14 protein-coding genes are annotated in these 15,161 nt (G+C 64.1%); 5 read left to right on the forward strand and 9 right to left on the reverse strand.

Annotated elements, in window-relative coordinates:
* Nucleotides 1-66: 66 nt before the first annotated feature.
* From aceF to ampD, 3 genes are all read right to left on the reverse strand, one after another.
* Complete coding sequence (gene aceF, locus HXS66_RS14695; RefSeq protein ID WP_176503943.1) at nucleotides 67-2,100, reverse strand: pyruvate dehydrogenase complex dihydrolipoyllysine-residue acetyltransferase; 2,034 nt, start codon at nucleotides 2,098-2,100, stop codon at nucleotides 67-69.
* A gap of 105 nt (nucleotides 2,101-2,205) precedes the next feature.
* Nucleotides 2,206-4,881 carry a pyruvate dehydrogenase (acetyl-transferring), homodimeric type gene (gene aceE, locus HXS66_RS14700; RefSeq protein WP_077380148.1) on the reverse strand — a complete coding sequence of 892 codons (2,676 nt, stop codon included), beginning with the start codon at nucleotides 4,879-4,881 and terminating at the stop codon, nucleotides 2,206-2,208.
* A gap of 447 nt (nucleotides 4,882-5,328) precedes the next feature.
* The gene (gene ampD / locus HXS66_RS14705; protein WP_084207887.1) at nucleotides 5,329-5,940 is read right to left on the reverse strand and encodes a 1,6-anhydro-N-acetylmuramyl-L-alanine amidase AmpD; all 612 of its coding nucleotides are present in this window, start codon (nucleotides 5,938-5,940) and stop codon (nucleotides 5,329-5,331) included.
* A 254-nt stretch (nucleotides 5,941-6,194) separates the two neighbouring features.
* On the opposite strand from ampD, the gene nadC reads away from it, so the two are divergent.
* The 3 genes from nadC to HXS66_RS14720 all read left to right on the forward strand — a co-directional run bounded on the left by nadC (nucleotide 6,195) and on the right by HXS66_RS14720 (nucleotide 8,783).
* Nucleotides 6,195-7,058, forward strand: a complete 864-nt coding sequence (gene nadC, locus HXS66_RS14710; RefSeq protein WP_077380152.1) for a carboxylating nicotinate-nucleotide diphosphorylase — start codon at nucleotides 6,195-6,197, stop codon at nucleotides 7,056-7,058.
* Between the two features lie 110 nt (nucleotides 7,059-7,168).
* Entirely contained in the window at nucleotides 7,169-7,828 is a 660-nt protein-coding gene (locus HXS66_RS14715; protein ID WP_077380154.1) for a class I SAM-dependent methyltransferase, read from the forward strand.
* A 160-nt stretch (nucleotides 7,829-7,988) separates the two neighbouring features.
* Nucleotides 7,989-8,783, forward strand: a complete 795-nt coding sequence (locus tag HXS66_RS14720) for an SDR family NAD(P)-dependent oxidoreductase (protein WP_176503944.1) — start codon at nucleotides 7,989-7,991, stop codon at nucleotides 8,781-8,783.
* Between the two features lie 96 nt (nucleotides 8,784-8,879).
* On the opposite strand, the gene HXS66_RS14725 is transcribed toward HXS66_RS14720, so the two are convergent.
* The 4 genes from HXS66_RS14725 to HXS66_RS14740 all read right to left on the reverse strand — a co-directional run bounded on the left by HXS66_RS14725 (nucleotide 8,880) and on the right by HXS66_RS14740 (nucleotide 11,444).
* Entirely contained in the window at nucleotides 8,880-9,398 is a 519-nt protein-coding gene (locus HXS66_RS14725) for a GNAT family N-acetyltransferase (protein ID WP_255303292.1), read from the reverse strand.
* A gap of 107 nt (nucleotides 9,399-9,505) precedes the next feature.
* Nucleotides 9,506-10,186 carry an acireductone synthase gene (gene mtnC, locus HXS66_RS14730; protein WP_176503945.1) on the reverse strand — a complete coding sequence of 227 codons (681 nt, stop codon included), beginning with the start codon at nucleotides 10,184-10,186 and terminating at the stop codon, nucleotides 9,506-9,508.
* Nucleotides 10,183-10,779: an acireductone dioxygenase gene (locus tag HXS66_RS14735; RefSeq protein WP_077380160.1), complete on the reverse strand. Its 597-nt coding sequence runs from the start codon at nucleotides 10,777-10,779 to the stop codon at nucleotides 10,183-10,185. The genes mtnC and HXS66_RS14735 overlap by 4 nt, the downstream gene beginning before the upstream one ends.
* Nucleotides 10,776-11,444: a methylthioribulose 1-phosphate dehydratase gene (locus tag HXS66_RS14740; RefSeq protein WP_136939652.1), complete on the reverse strand. Its 669-nt coding sequence runs from the start codon at nucleotides 11,442-11,444 to the stop codon at nucleotides 10,776-10,778. Before HXS66_RS14740 ends, HXS66_RS14735 begins: the two co-directional genes overlap by 4 nt.
* 215 nt (nucleotides 11,445-11,659) lie before the next feature.
* Between HXS66_RS14740 and tsaA the strand changes: the two genes are divergently transcribed.
* Nucleotides 11,660-12,544: a tRNA (N6-threonylcarbamoyladenosine(37)-N6)-methyltransferase TrmO gene (gene tsaA / locus HXS66_RS14745; RefSeq protein ID WP_373996131.1), complete on the forward strand. Its 885-nt coding sequence runs from the start codon at nucleotides 11,660-11,662 to the stop codon at nucleotides 12,542-12,544.
* A gap of 118 nt (nucleotides 12,545-12,662) precedes the next feature.
* Entirely contained in the window at nucleotides 12,663-13,241 is a 579-nt protein-coding gene (locus HXS66_RS14750) for an NADPH-dependent FMN reductase (RefSeq protein ID WP_077380162.1), read from the forward strand.
* A 141-nt stretch (nucleotides 13,242-13,382) separates the two neighbouring features.
* On the opposite strand, the gene purC is transcribed toward HXS66_RS14750, so the two are convergent.
* Nucleotides 13,383-14,099, reverse strand: coding sequence for a phosphoribosylaminoimidazolesuccinocarboxamide synthase (gene purC, locus HXS66_RS14755; RefSeq protein ID WP_077380164.1), 717 nt, complete (start codon nucleotides 14,097-14,099; stop codon nucleotides 13,383-13,385).
* 194 nt (nucleotides 14,100-14,293) lie between these two features.
* Nucleotides 14,294-15,076 (reverse strand): MBL fold metallo-hydrolase, encoded by a 783-nt coding sequence (locus HXS66_RS14760; RefSeq protein WP_077380224.1) that lies wholly within the window; start codon nucleotides 15,074-15,076, stop codon nucleotides 14,294-14,296.
* Between the last annotated feature and the right edge of the window lie 85 nt (nucleotides 15,077-15,161).

Genomic DNA, 15,161 nt, shown 5'->3' on the forward strand with positions numbered 1-15,161 from the left:
CCTCCCGAAGGAGGCCGTTCTGTCGACAGGCCATCTGGCACCTGCCCTTGTCATGCAAGGTACGGATCAGAGCAGCAGACGACGCACGTCGGTCAGCACCTGAGCCAGATACGCCGTGAAGCGTGCCGCATCCGCCCCGTTCACCGCACGGTGATCGTAGGACAGTGACAGCGGCATCATCAGACGCGGCTGGAAGGCAGCGCCATCCCACACCGGCTTCATCTGCGCCTTGGAGACACCCAGGATGGCGACTTCCGGCGTGTTGACGATCGGCGTGAAGGCAGTACCCCCAATGGAGCCAAGGCTCGAGATGGTGAAACAACCACCGGTCATCTCTTCGCGCTTGAGCTTCTTGGTCTGCGCCTTCTTGGCCAGCTCCACGGATTCGCGGGCCAGCTCCAGCAGGCTCTTCTGATCCGCATTGCGGATCACCGGCACCATCAGACCGTCCGGCGTATCCACCGCGATACCGATGTGCACGTACTTCTTGTGCACCAGCGTCTCGCCGTCAGACTTGAGGCTGACGTTGAACTGCGGATACTTGGCCAGCGCGTGGGCAGCCGCCTTGATCATGAACGGCAGCGGCGTGAGCTTGGCGCCTGCCGCTTCCGCCTCGGCCTTCATGGACTTGCGGAAGGCCTCGAGCTCGGTGATGTCGGCTTCATCGAACTGGGTCACGTGCGGGACGTTGAGCCAGCTGCGATGCAGGTTGGTGGCACCCGCCTTCATCAGACGGCCCATCTTCGACTCTTCGATCTCACCGAACTGGCTGAAGTCCTGATCCGGCACCTGCGGGATACCGGCACCGCCGGTGGCCTGCGCGGCAGGGGCTGCCGGTGCGGACTTGGCCTTCTGCATCATCTGCTTGACGTAGGCCTGGACATCTTCCTTCACCACACGGCCCTTCGGACCGCTGCCGGAGACGTCCGCCAGATCGACACCGAACTCACGCGCCAGCAGGCGAACCGCAGGCCCTGCGTGGACCTTGGCACCCTTGCTCGGCTTGTGGGCCGCCATCTGGGCTTCCGGGCTCGGCGTACCGGCCGGTGTCGGCTCAGGCTTCTGCTCGGCCTTGTCTGCCTTGGGCGCGGCCGGAGCCTCCGCCTTGGCAGCCTTCGGCGCAGGCTTGGCACCGGCGACCTCGAGGTAACCGATCAGGTCGCCCTCGGACACGGTGTCGCCTTCCTTGACGGAAAGCTCCACCACCTTGCCCTTGTAGGGGCTCGGGATGTCCATGGTCGCCTTGTCGGATTCCAGCGTGATCAGCGCGTCTTCCTCGTTGACCTCATCACCGACGGCCACGGCCATCTCGATGATCGGCACGCTGTCGCTGCCGGAGAGATCCGGGACACGCAATTCCTTGCGCTCCGGCTCACCGGAGGCCGGCTCTTCTTCGGCAGCCGGCGCTTCAGAGGCGGTCTCTTCAGACGCAGACGCAGACGCGGAGGATTCTTCCGCCGGCGCTGATTCCGCCGCACTGTCACCGCCTTCACCGGCGATTTCCATCTGACCGATGACATCACCGGACGCGACGTTGTCGCCTTCCTTGACGGTCAGCTTGACGATCTTGCCCTTGTGCGGGCTCGGGACGTCCATGCTGGCCTTGTCGGACTCAAGCGTGATCAGCGCATCCTCGGCGTCGACTTCGTCGCCTTCGGAGACCGCCATCTCGATGATCGGCACGGCCTCGGAGTCGCCCAGGTCCGGCACGACGATGTCGACGGTCCGGGTACCACCGGAAGCGGCCTTCGGTGCAGCAGCGGCCTCTTTCGGCGCCTGCTGCTCAGACGCTTCCTGCTTGGGAGCCTCTTCCTTCGGCGCTTCCTGCTCGTCAGAAGCGTCAGAGGAGGTGTCACCACCGCCTTCCGCTTCCAGCTCCAGGATGTCGTCGCCTTCGGAGACGGTGTCGCCTTCCTTGACGAGAATCTTCACCACCTTGCCGCCCTTCGGTGCCGGCACATCCATGCTGGCCTTGTCGGACTCAAGAGTGATCATGGTGTCTTCGGCGGAGATAACATCTCCGACCGCCACCGGTATCTCGATGATCTCGACATCGGAACTACCGCCAATGTCGGGAACCTTGATGATTTCGCTGCTCAAGATCGTGCTCCTTCCAAAACGTGCACGGGGAGCGACACCCGAATCACCTTCGCATCATCTTGATGTCGAGGATGGAGTGCCGCTCGCCTGTTCCGCGATCTCCGCTCAGACGCTCAGCGGATTCGGCTTGTTGGGGTCGATGCCGTAGGTCTTGATCGCTTCCGCGACCACCTTGCGGTCGATCTCACCACGATCCGCCAGCGCCTTCAGGGCCTGGACGGTGACGAAGTTGCGGTCGACTTCGAAGAAGTGACGCAGCTTCTCGCGGGTATCGGAACGACCGAAACCATCGGTACCGAGCACGTGATAGTCAGCCGGCACCCAGGCGCGAACCTGGTCAGCAAACAGCTTCATGTAGTCAGTGGCCGCCACGACCGGGCCGTCACGTCCTTCCAGGCACTGGGTGATGTGCGGCTTGGCCGGGGTCTCTTCCGGCTTGAGGAAGGCCTGACGATCCAGTTCCAGCGCTTCGCGACGCAGCTCGTTGAAGCTGGTGACGCTCCAGATGTCGGCATCGACACCGTAGTCGTCCTTCAGCATCACGGCAGCGGCTTCGACTTCACGCAGGATGGTGCCGGAACCCAGCAGCTGAACGCGTGCCTTGCCGTCCTTCGCGCCTTCCTTGAGCAGGTACATGCCCTTGATGATGTCGTCTGCGGGCACCGTTTCAAGCTCCGGCTGCTCGTAGTTCTCGTTCATCACCGCCAGGTAGTAGAAGACCGGCTCGTGCTGCTCGAACATGCGCTTCATGCCGTCCTGCACGATGACCGCCACTTCGTGAGCGTAGGTCGGGTCGTAGGTGCGGCAGTTCGGGATGGTCGAGGCCAGGATATGGCTGTGGCCATCCTGGTGCTGCAGACCTTCACCGTTCAGGGTAGTACGCCCGGCGGTCCCACCGACCAGGAAGCCCCGTGCCTGCAGATCGCCCGCGGCCCACGCCAGATCACCGATGCGCTGGAAGCCGAACATCGAGTAGTAGACGTAGAACGGCATCAGCGGCAGGTTGTGGTTGGCGTAGGACGTTGCCGCCGCCACCCACGCGGACATGGCGCCCGCTTCGGAGATACCTTCCTCGAGGACCTGACCTTTCTGGTCCTCGCGGTAATACATGATCTGACCCTTGTCGACCGGCTCGTACTTCTGGCCTGCCGCGGTGTAGATGCCCAGCTGACGGAACATGCCTTCCATGCCGAAGGTACGCGCTTCGTCAGGAATGATCGGCACGACACGCTCGCCGAGGGTCTTGTGCTTGACCAGACCGTTGAGCACGCGCACGAAGGCCATGGTGGTGGACACTTCGCGACCGTTGGAGCCCTTGAGCTGGGACGCGAAGATCTTGTCGTCCAGCGGCGGGATTTCCAGCGTTTCATACTCGGTGCGACGCTGCGGCAGGTAGCCGTTGAGACGTTCGCGCATGAGGTGCATGTACTTCATTTCCGGGCTGTCGTCCGCCGGCTTGTAGTACGGCACTTCCTCGAGCTGCTCGTCGGTCAGCGGGATACCGAAGCGATCACGGAAGGTCTTGAGCGCTTCGTGCTCCATGGTCTTGACCTGGTGGGCTTCGTTGGCCGCTTCGCCATCGCCCATGCCCATGCCGTAACCCTTGACGGTGTGCGCCAGGATGACGGTCGGACGACCATTGGCGTTGTTGACCGCCTCGTGATACGCCGCGTAGACCTTGTACGGGTCGTGGCCACCACGGTTCAGACGCCAGATGTCGTCGTCTGACATGTCCTTGACCAGATCGGCCGTCTCCGGGTACTTGCCGAAGAAGTGCTCACGCGTGTACGCGCCGCCATTGGCCTTGTAGTTCTGGTAGTCGCCGTCGACCGCCTCGTCCATGCGCTTCTGCAGGATGCCTTTCTTGTCCTGCTCGAACAGCGGATCCCAGAAGCGCCCCCAGGTGACCTTGAGCACGTTCCAGTCGGCACCACGGAAGACGCCTTCCAGCTCGTCCATGATGCGGCCGTTGCCGCGCACCGGACCATCAAGACGCTGCAGGTTGCAGTTGATGACGAAGATCAGGTTGTCGAGGTTCTCGCGACCCGCCAGCGAGATGGCACCCAGGGATTCCGGCTCGTCACACTCGCCGTCACCCATGAAACACCACACCTTGCGGTCGTACATGGACTTCAACTCACGCGAGTTGAGGTACTTCATGACGTGCGCCTGGTAGATCGCCTGGATCGGGCCCAGACCCATGGAGACGGTCGGGAACTGCCAGTAATCCGGCATCAGCCACGGGTGCGGATAGGAGGACAGGCCATTGCCGTCGACTTCCTGACGGAAGCTGTCCATCTGCTCCTGGCTGAGACGACCTTCCAGGAAGGAACGTGCATAGATACCCGGTGCCACGTGGCCCTGGATATACAGCAGGTCACCTTCGAAATCGCCTTCCGGTGCACGGAAGAAGTGGTTGAAACCTACATCATAAAGCGTCGCACTGGACATGAAGCTCGAGATGTGACCGCCCAGGCCCTTGTGGGCACGGTTGTTGCGGATCACCTGAGCGATGGCGTTGTAGCGGATAAGCGAACGGATACGACGCTCCATGAACAGGTCGCCCGGCATGCGCGCTTCGCGGTGCACGGGGATACTGTTGCGATGGGGCGTGGTCACCGAGAAGGGTACTTGATGGCCATCACGACGCAGGCGGTCGGCCAGGCGTGACATCAGGTACTGGGCACGATCCTCACCCTCACGATCCAGAACCGATTCCAGGGAGTCCAACCATTCCGTGGTTTCGATCGGATCGAGATCTTCTCTTGCCTCCAGACTCATAGACGTCTCTCCGAGTGAAGAAATTTTTTGTCAGTTGTTCCGACGAAATGCTACATCGGAACCAGTGGCGCTCTTCAGTGTGGGCACAGCCTTCTGAGTGGGCCGCGTCTCCGATAAAACCGCGGCAACCGGAGACTCCGGCTGCCAGATGCGTTGTGCTTCGTGCGTCAAAGCAGGGCACAAGATGCAGTCATTTGGCGTGAAAGATACCGCAAACACCCCCCCGTGCCAATTCGGTGCGCATGGCTGCGCAGCCGTGCGCCATGGACTGGCACCGCCGTGGCCGTGCGGGTCTCGGCCAGTGCCGAGCGGGATTTCCCGCCGCATGCCAGCCGTCGCCTGGAGCACGTCTTGTAATAAAACTACCAACGCGCCCCGTGGCTACGCTCCCTGACCGGAATCCGGCCCCTGCATGCTGCATTGCACCATCGCGAGGCACTTGCGACCTTAGTCCTGAATGTCGTCCAGCAGGCGATCGAAGTAAGCCCAATCAAAGGCGGGACCAGGATCCGTCTTGCGCAACGGCGCAATCCGCGCATGCGAGGTGATGCGCTCACGGGTCAGCGCCGGGTAGCGGGCCATCAGGCCGGCGACCGTCCGTGCCAGCGTCCGGTACTGCACCTCGCGGTAGGGGTGCACCTCATCGCCCTCGAGCTCGATGCCGATGCTGAAGTCATTGAGCTCCACGCGCTCACGCGCTCCGTCATGCCAGCGCGACCGCCCCGCATGCCAGGCACGACGATCGAAGGGCACGAACTGCACCAGACGACCATCACGCTGGATCAGCACATGCGCCGAGACGCGCAGATGATGAATGTCGGCAAAGTAGGGATGGGCACCGGGGTCGAGCTGATTGGTGAACAGCTGCTCGATGGCCGGCCCCCCGAAGCGCCCCGGTGGCAGGCTGATGGAATGCAGCACCAATGCCGAGACCTCGCCCTCGGGACGCGCATTGTGGTTGGGCGACGGCACCTGACGGGCATTTTCCAGCCAGTGCTCAGGGGTGACGGCCAGTCGCGCCAGCTGGCCCGACCATGGGGAGGAAGACGAGGGGGGCATCGATGACTCCAGACGGGAACGACATTGCACGCGGGGCGTGAGTTTCATGACGGCCTGATCGTGACCCTGCCGGCCCGGTGCACCGTCAGGCGAGATATCGCACCGGTATCGCACACAGGGACTGACCGCCCGCGCGGCTTTTCCTATAATGGCGCACATTATGGCATGCTCGGCAGCCATGGGTCTGTGTCGGGGGGCTTCCTGCGGCGCGATACCAGCTCCGGCAGCACTTCTTGCACAAGGATCAGACGCGCATGAACTTCCACGACGCCCTCGCCGAGGATATCCGCACCAGCGCCGCCCGCCTGCTCGCCGAAGATGTTGGCGGTGGCGACATCACCGCCGAGCTGATTCCCGAAAGACAGTGGGCCAAGGCCCGGGTGATCAGCCGTGAGGCGGCCATTCTGTGCGGCGTGCCCTGGGTGGATGAGCTCTTTCGTCGCCTCGACTCGCGTGTCAGTCTCAAGTGGCTGGCCAGCGATGGTGACCGACTCGAGGCCGACACGCCCTTCCTTGAGCTGGAAGGCCCCGCTCGCTCGCTGCTGACCGGAGAGCGCGCAGCACTCAATCTGCTGCAGACGCTGTCCGGTACCGCGACCCGCGCCCACCACTACGCTTCACTCGTGGAAGGCAGCGGCGTGCGTCTGCTGGATACCCGCAAGACGCTGCCCGGCATGCGAGTGTCCCAGAAATACGCCGTCAGCTGCGGGGGCGGCCACAATCATCGCATCGGCCTGTATGACGCCTTCCTGATCAAGGAAAACCATATCGCCGCCTGTGGCAGCATCGCGGCCGCCGTCCGTGAAGCACGCGATATCGCCTCGGACCTGACCTGCGAAGTGGAAGTCGAGAATTTCGCGGAGCTGGAACAGGCGCTGGATGCCGGTGCCGACGTCATCATGCTCGACAACTTCAACAACGATCAGCTCATCGAGGCCGTCGCGCGCAACAAGGCGCATGCCCAGCCAGCCGTGCTGGAAGCCTCGGGCAACGTCAACGAGAGCACCCTGGCCGGCATCGCCGCCACCGGCGTGGATTGCATCTCGATCGGCGCGCTGACCAAGGACGTGACGGCCATCGACCTATCGATGCGCATCTACACTGTCGAGACCCGCTAGCCAGATGACAGGTGAGTGTCTTCCTGCTGGTCAGCTCCTGTCCTGCTGATGCCACCGGTGACGCCGGCCCATCTTCATGACGCCTTGCCATACCGCCAGGGAGGCGCCCCATGTCCTCGCCATCTCCTCATCAGCGTCCGCCTGCCGCCTCCACGGTGTCAGGCGGACGCTGGCAGACCCGCCGCTGGAGCCTCTACGCACCGATCTACGACCGCGTGGCAGCGCGTGTCCTGCGCTCGGCACGCCGAGACGCCATCGCGACACTGGACCTGAAAGCCGGGACTCGCGTGCTGCTGCTCGGCGGCGGTACCGGGCTCGACCTGCCCTTCCTGCCCCGTGACATCGAGCTTGAGGTGGTCGATGCCTCGCCCGCCATGCTGCGCCGCTGCCGCGAGCGCGCCGAGGCGCTGGGCTTCGATGCCAACGTCAAGCTGGGCGATGCCATGGCACTCGACTTTCCCGATGGCCACTTTGACGTCGTGATCGCCCACCTGATCTTCGCGGTCGTGCCAGAACCGCAGACAGCCTTCGATGAAGCATTGCGCGTGCTGGCATCGGACGGCGAGATGTCCCTGCTCGACAAGGGCTTGCGCGGTCAGCAGCCAGCCGGGGTGATCCGGCGGCTGCTCAATCCGCTGGCCCGCCTGCTGGCCACCAATCTCAGCGTGCCTCTAGATGGCCTGCTGGAAGGGCATGCCATACAGCGCATGGAAGACCGCGACCTCGGGCCTGGCGGCCTGTTGCGTCACATGCACCTTCGCAAGATCTGATCCGCACCGGCGCTGCCCCTTGCATTGCGCGCCCGGCACCGCCACGCAACAAGGACATCCAGATGACAGCAGCGAGCCGATTCGTGACCGTTGTCCCGGCACTCACCCAGGTGCCAGGCCATCGTGTGCGAACGCCGTCGCTTGCCGTGAAGGAGGTTGCATGCAGATTGATCTACACGGACGCAGCGCCATCATCAGTGGTTCCACCGCCGGCATCGGCCTTGCCATCGCGACGGGACTCGCCCGCGCGGGTGCCAGCGTCACCCTGACCGGCCGTACCCAGGCACGTGTCGATGACGCCATCGCCCAGCTCAAGCGTGATGTCCCTGACAGCAAGGTACAGGGCGTGGCCGCGGACCTGGGCTCGCGCGAAGGCTGCGACACGCTGATCCAGACCGTCCCGAACACCGACATCCTGATCAACAATGTCGGCATCTTCGCCCCACAGGACTTCTTCGAGACCGACGACGACACCTGGGAGCAGTTCTTCCAAGTCAACGTGATGTCGGCGGTACGCCTGTCCCGCCACTATGCGCGCGGCATGAAGGAGCGCGACTGGGGGCGCATCCAGTTCCTGTCCAGCGAGTCGGCGCTCAACATCCCCAGCGAGATGGTCCATTACGGCATGACCAAGTCCGCCGTCCAGTCCGTCTCACGCGGGCTCGCCAAGGTGCTGTCCGGCACGCAGGTCACCGTCAACGCCATCCTGCCGGGGCCGACCCGCTCCGAGGGCGTGCTCGAGATGCTCAAGAAGAACGCCGAGGAGCAAGGCAGGACGCTTGAGGAGGTCGAGGCCGACTTCGTCCAGCAGACCCGCCCCACCTCCATCCTCCAGCGCATGGCAAGCCCCGAGGAAGTCGCCAACATGAGCGTCTACGCGGCCTCCGAGCAGGCCAGTGCCACGACAGGTGCCGCGCTGCGGGTGGAAGGCGGTATCGTCGATACCATGGCCTGATCGCCAGCCAGGTCCGTTACCCTGTCGAACGCAAGACGCCCCCACCGGGTGACCGGTGGGGGCGTCTTCATGTCCGATATCACCGTGACGCACGCGTCACTCGTCGAGACGTTTCTCGAAGCGCTCGCGCTTGAGGCAGATGCTGCCTCGCTTGACGTGCTCAAGCCCCAGACTCTCCCAGCCGCGGCGTGCAAGCCCTGGCGACAGCATCAGACTGGCCTCCAGACTCACCACCCGCACCTTGCGTCGGCGAAGGTCCTGTTCGGCCTCCTCCAGCAAGCGGGTGCCTATCCCCTGCCCGGTCAGCCCCGGGTAGACGTAGAGCATCTCGATCCGGGCCAGCGGCCATTCAGGGGCATACTCGCAGAAGGCGATGCAGCGCCCGTCCCGTTCGGCCACCAGCACTTCGAAGCGATGCTGGCGCGCCGCCCAGCGCTCGGCATCCCTGGGCACACGGGACGCCCATTGCTGGCGTTGCGCCAGATCATAGTGACTGGCCGCTCCCTGCATCACGGCCTGATAGAACACCTCGGCCTGATCCGCGGCGTGGCGCGGCTGCGCGGTCACGATGCTGATGCGCGAGGCTGCTGCGCGGCTATCGGTCTGGCTGTGCAATCGTAGGTCCTCCTTGTGCCCCGGGACGGGGCGATTCGCTTTCGGGAATGCGGCTGACTCGCGGTGGCGCAGAGGGTGTCGAGAGACGTCTGATCAGCGACTGCCTCTCACCCGCTGAAGGACACTTCATCGAAGCGACTGGCCTGAGGGTGATCCCCCGTGACCATGCCGGGCTCACGGACCAGCTGCCAGGTCTGGAAGCCGGCGGCCGCGGCGGCATCGAGCTCAGCCACCACATCGGACAGAAACAGGATCTCGGCACCCGGCAGGCCCAGATGCGCGGCAATCCGACGATAACTCTCGGCCTCCTGCTTCGGCCCTGTCGTGGTATCGAAGTAGCCCGCGAACAGCGGTGTGAGATCCCCGGCATCCGAGTGACCGAACAGCAGCTTCTGCGCCTGGATCGAGCCTGAAGAATAGACATGCAGGGACAGCCCGCGTTCCTTCCAGTCACGCAATCCCTTCACGGCATCGGGATACACATGGCCGGTGAAGTCGCCGTCCGCGTAGCCCTTCGCCCAGACCATGCCTTGCAGGGCCTTGAGTGGCGTGGCCTTGCGATCGGCATCGATCCAGCCTTCCAGGATGCCGATCACGGTTTCGAGGTCTGCCTCGGGCGCCTTGGCCAGCTCACGGGTGGCTGCCAGCTGCTCGGCGACATCGTCGCGCTCGGCATTGGCGCGCAGGAAATCGCCCAGATTGGCGCGCGCATAGGGGAACAGCACCTGATGCACGAAGCGAATCGAGCCGGTGGTGCCCTCGATGTCAGTGACGATGGCGCGAATCATGCGGACTCCTGGGAATGCGGGGCGGCAGTCTGGGTGAAGTGTTCCGCCAGCGCTTCATGACGCGGGAAGCGGGCGGCGATGTCGTTGTCGGTGAAGTTGGCGACCCAGCCCTCCGGATTGGTGAACAGGCGGATGGCGGTGAAGTCCGGCGTCGGTCCCATGTCGAACCAGTGCGCGGTACCGGCCGGCACGGCGATCAGGTCATCCTTCTCGCAACCGACCGCCAGCACCCGCTCACCCAGATGCAGGTAGAAGATGCCGCTGCCGCGCACGAAGAAGCGCACCTCGTGCTCCGCGTGGCGATGCTCATCGAGGAACTTGCCCCGCAGCGCTTCCCGCTCGGGGTGATCCGGCGTCAGACCGATCACGTCGGCGGTCACGAAGCCGTTTTCCAGCTTGAGACGCGCGACATCGTCGGCATAGGCCGCCAGCACCTGAGCCTGGTCGGTGGGATCACGCAACTCGCAGCCCGCCGTCCAGCGCTCGAAGCGGATGCCTTCGGCCTCGAGTTCGCTGGCGATCCGCGCGCCATCGGTCGTGATCAACTGTGGACGCGAGGCGTCCTGTTCGGCGTAGATGGCCAGAAAGCTCATCGCTGTCTCCTCAGTTCCAGTTCACAGCCCATCAGGAAATCGAGCGCTTCGACATGCCGGCGGCAGGCCGTCATGCTGCTGGCCCAGGTATAGAGGCCATGACCACGAATCAGGTAGCCATGCAGGCCGGCATCCGCCTTGAGGCGGGCCCGCACGTCCAGCGCCAGCGCATCGATGTCCTGAGTATTGTCGAACACCGCCAGACGTACTGGCGTCTCATGGCTCTTGATACCTTCCAGGGCCTTGTTGAGCTCGAAGCCCTCCAGGTTCAGGGTGTCGCCCTCATGACACAGCGACAGCACGGTGGCGGCCCTGGAGTGGGTATGCAGAATCGCCTGCGCCTGCGGCAGATCCTCGTAGAGCTGGCCATGCAGGCGTGCCTCGTCCGAGGCCTTGCGTGATGTGCCCAGCAACCTGACGGCGAAATCGCTGACCAGGATATCGCCACTGGTCAGGCGGCCCTTGTGGCAGCCCGAGGCAGTCACCGCCATCAGGCGATCACTGAGGCGACAGGAGAAGTTGCCGCCCGTGGCGGGCACCTGACCGGCAGCGTCCAGTGCGCGCCCGGCCTCGATCAACTGCTGGCTCGCCTGCGCCAGATGATCAAGATCCAGCGTCGGCTGCAGGCCATCGGCGGTGGCGGCAATGGCGATGGGGTCTGACATGGTCTGATTGGCCCTCAAGAATCGCGTGGAGCGCTCTCGCTCCGACGCCAGCATCACGACTCAGTGCCGCTGGGCACTGCTCTCGCGGCAGACTACACAAGCCAGCCCGGCGAGACCAGTCATGCCGTACGACGACGAGCATGGCATCATGGCGGCCCGGGATGTCACACGACACCCTGCCCCGTCATCACTTCAGCCTCTGCCACGGTCTTGCCATGTCCTCTTCCGATCAGCCCGCCAGCCCCCATTCGACCGCCGACACGGCCGAGCGCCCGATGAGCGATGCCGCACTGGCCAGGCGCATGCCGCAGCTGCCCCCTCATCTGCGTGAGCAGGCCATGGCACTGGGGCAACAGACCATGCAGCCGGTGGGCATCATCGAGAGCTGCTACCCGGACAAGTTCGGCATTCCCCGCCAGCCGGGTCTGGCACGCCATGCCACCGCCATCCTGCACCTGCTGCCGCCCTTCGATGACCCGGACTGCGTGCGCGACATCGACGGCTTCAGCCACCTGTGGATCCACTTCCTGTTCCACGCCAGCCCCACACGCTGGACGCCGCTGATCCGCCCGCCACGCCTGGGTGGCAATGCACGCACCGGCGTGTTCGCCTCGCGCAGTACCCATCGCCCCAACCGACTGGGCCAGTCGGTGGTCGAGCTTGCAGGCGTCGAGACAGGCGCCAGCGACAGGCCGGGGGGCAGACAGACGGGCAGGCACAGCGGCGTGCGCCTGCTGCTGCGCGGCCATGACCTGCTGGATGGCACGCCGGTGATGGACATCAAGCCCTATCTGCCGTGGGTCGATGCCGTGCCCCAGGCACGTGCCGGTTACGCGCCTGCCCCGCCGCCACGCCATGCCGTCATGTTCAGTGACGAGGCCGAACAGCAGCTTGAACAGCGCTCCGACAGTGCCACGCTGCGCGCGCTGATCGAGGAAGTGCTCGCCCAGGACCCGCGCCCCGCCTACCACGCCGCCAAGACTGCCGATGGCAAGCGTCAATATGGCGTACAGCTGGTGGACGTGGATGTGCGCTTCACGGCGTACACCCAACCCGACGGCAGCCTGACGATGCAGGTCGCCGCCATCGTGGCCAGCTGAACGAGAGAGCGGCGCCAGATCAGGACAATGCCAGATTGCATTGGCGAACCGTCACGACTCCTGACCATACTGGGCGTGCATTCCAGCATCTTCACGTGTTCCACCGGGAGTCCGTCGCATGAGTATTCGTCTGCTTGCCTTTGCCGCCAGTACCCGCAAGGCCTCCGTCAATCGGCGCCTGATCACTCGCCTCGCCCATCTGGCCGGTGATCAGGGAGCCGAGATCAACCTGCTCGACCTCAACGACTTCCCGATGCCGCTCTACGATGGGGACAGCGAAGAAGCCAACGGGCGTCCTGCCAGTGCAGACCGTCTGCAGGCCCTGTTTGCCAGCCATCAGGGGCTGTTGCTGGCCACCCCGGAATACAATGGCTTCTTCAGCCCATTGCTCAAGAACACCTTTGACTGGCTGTCGCGTCCGGACACCGAAGGCCAGAGCGGCATGGATGCCTTGCGCGGCATGCCGGTAGGCATCGTCTCGGCGTCCCCGGGCGGGATGGGCGGCATGCGCGCCCTGCCGTTCGTGCGACTCTATCTGAACAACCTCGGCATGCTGGTCGCGCCCCAGCAGATCGCGGTATCCCGGGCAGGCAGTGCCTTTCGCGAGGATGGCAGCCTGGATGACGAAGGTCAGGATCACGCGCTGGCGAGTGTCGCACAGCAGGTGATCGAGCTGGCGAGACTGCGCCACGGGTAACGCCTCCGTACCGCTTCACCTCTGCACATGCAAACCTCTGCACATGCAAACCTCTGACACGAGACGACCCTCCTGCCACTGGCAGGAGGGTCGTCTCGTTCATGCGTGCATCGTGAGTGAGGCGGCGGCCTCACGCCATGCTCACGCCGTGAAATCGATCCCGATACGACGGCCGACTTCCTCGTAGGCTTCGATCACGCCGCCCAGCCCCTGACGGAAGCGGTCCTTGTCGAGCTTCTCGCGCGTCTCGGCATCCCACAGACGGCAGCCGTCCGGCGAGAATTCGTCACCCAGCACGACCTCACCCTTGAAGACACCGAACTCGAGCTTGTAGTCGACCAGCAGGATGCCGCCATCGAGGAACAGCTGCTTGAGGATGTCGTTGACCTGGAAGGTCAGTTCCTTGGCGCGCGCCAGGTGCTTGGGCTCTGCCCAGCCGAAGGTCTCGACCAGCGATTCGTTGATCATCGGATCGCCCTTCTCGTCGTTCTTGAGGAACAGCTCGAAGGTCGGCGGATTGAGCTCGAGGCCTTCCTCGACACCCAGACGACGCACCAGTGAGCCGGCGGAGATGTTACGCACCACGCACTCCACCGCCATCATGTCGAGACGCTTGACCAGACACTCGTTGTCGCTGACCAGACGCTCGAAGTGGGTCGGGATACCGGCCGCCTTGAGCTTCTCCATGATGAAGGCATTGAACTTGTTGTTGACCATGCCCTTGCGGTCCAGCTGCTCGATACGCTTGCCGTCGAAGGCACTGGTATCGTCGCGGAATTCCAGCAGCAGAAGATCCGGATCGTCGGTGACGAAGACGGATTTGGCCTTGCCAGCGTAGAGCTCTTCACGCTTTTCCATGAGATTCCCCCTGATGACGCTAGTCGCGTCGAGTGTTGAGGCGGTCGACGATGAATCGATCACGCTTGAGTCTGTCACGCCCAGTCGAGAAGGACCGTGGCGTTGGTGTATGGCGTGATTCGAGAGCTGTCCATCTGGTCAGCTCATCCAGAATCACAAACGCCCGATCGCGAAGCGACCGGGCGTCATGAGTATCAGGCTATGGCCTGCCAGCCAAAGCCGCTGTCCTGCGCGGAGATGATCAGGCGGCTATCGTCATCCGCAAGCCAGGGGGCCAGTGCCTCCCGGGCCAATGACGGATGATTGTTGCTCTCCGACAGGTGCGAGGCGACCAGCCGCTGCAGGCGCTCCAGCCCCAGATACGGCAGCGCGGCACAGGCCTGGGCGTTGGCCAGATGGCCGAGCCGTCCACCGACCCGCCGCTTGAGGCTGGGCGGATAAGGGCCACTGGCCAGCATCTGCGGGTCGTGGTTGAACTCCAGCACCAGACCATCGCAGTCGGCAAAGCAGCTCAGCACGTGCTCGCTGACGTGACCGAGGTCCGTCAGCACGCCCAGACGCCGCGTGGCCGTCTCGCCACGTCGGCTGAACACGAACTGCACTGGCTCACGTGCATCATGCGGCACGGTCACCGGCAGGATCTCGAGATCCTTGATCGCGAATTCCTGCTGCGGCGTGATCAGATGACGGCTCGGCAACGTGCCCAGCTTCTTCGCGCGGCCGGCAAGCCAGGTGCCCGTGGTCAGATGCACCGGCACACCATGACGGCGCGCCAGCGGCCCGATGCCTCCCAGATGGTCACCATGTTCATGGGTGACCAGCACGGCATCCAGCTGCGAAGGATGCACCCCGAGCCGCGCCAGACGCGCCTCGCTCTCCTTGAGCGTGAAGCCACAGTCCACCAGCACCAGCGCCTCGCGCGTGCGTATCAGCGTGCCGTTGCCCTTGCTGCCACTGCCCAGCGAGGCCATCGACATCACGCCGCTGCGGGCCGGCGCCGAGAACGCAGCCGCCTCATCCGACGCAAGGTCGAATGAGGCGGCAGACGCATCAAGCAGCATG

Source organism: Cobetia sp. 5-11-6-3, assembly GCF_013374055.1.
GTDB lineage: Bacteria > Pseudomonadota > Gammaproteobacteria > Pseudomonadales > Halomonadaceae > Cobetia > Cobetia marina.

What these genes read in the sequence shown, in the direction of transcription:
- aceE (WP_077380148.1), bottom strand. Translation starts at nt 4,881, where the DNA reads ATGAGTCTGGAGGCAAGAGAAGATCTCGATCCGATCGAAACCACGGAA.
- ampD (WP_084207887.1), bottom strand. Translation starts at nt 5,940, where the DNA reads ATGCCCCCCTCGTCTTCCTCCCCATGGTCGGGCCAGCTGGCGCGACTG.
- nadC (WP_077380152.1), top strand. Translation starts at nt 6,195, where the DNA reads ATGAACTTCCACGACGCCCTCGCCGAGGATATCCGCACCAGCGCCGCC.
- HXS66_RS14715 (WP_077380154.1), top strand. Translation starts at nt 7,169, where the DNA reads ATGTCCTCGCCATCTCCTCATCAGCGTCCGCCTGCCGCCTCCACGGTG.
- HXS66_RS14720 (WP_176503944.1), top strand. Translation starts at nt 7,989, where the DNA reads ATGCAGATTGATCTACACGGACGCAGCGCCATCATCAGTGGTTCCACC.
- mtnC (WP_176503945.1), bottom strand. Translation starts at nt 10,186, where the DNA reads ATGATTCGCGCCATCGTCACTGACATCGAGGGCACCACCGGCTCGATT.
- HXS66_RS14735 (WP_077380160.1), bottom strand. Translation starts at nt 10,779, where the DNA reads ATGAGCTTTCTGGCCATCTACGCCGAACAGGACGCCTCGCGTCCACAG.
- HXS66_RS14740 (WP_136939652.1), bottom strand. Translation starts at nt 11,444, where the DNA reads ATGTCAGACCCCATCGCCATTGCCGCCACCGCCGATGGCCTGCAGCCG.
- tsaA (WP_373996131.1), top strand. Translation starts at nt 11,660, where the DNA reads ATGTCCTCTTCCGATCAGCCCGCCAGCCCCCATTCGACCGCCGACACG.
- HXS66_RS14750 (WP_077380162.1), top strand. Translation starts at nt 12,663, where the DNA reads ATGAGTATTCGTCTGCTTGCCTTTGCCGCCAGTACCCGCAAGGCCTCC.
- purC (WP_077380164.1), bottom strand. Translation starts at nt 14,099, where the DNA reads ATGGAAAAGCGTGAAGAGCTCTACGCTGGCAAGGCCAAATCCGTCTTC.
- HXS66_RS14760 (WP_077380224.1), bottom strand. Translation starts at nt 15,076, where the DNA reads ATGTCGATGGCCTCGCTGGGCAGTGGCAGCAAGGGCAACGGCACGCTG.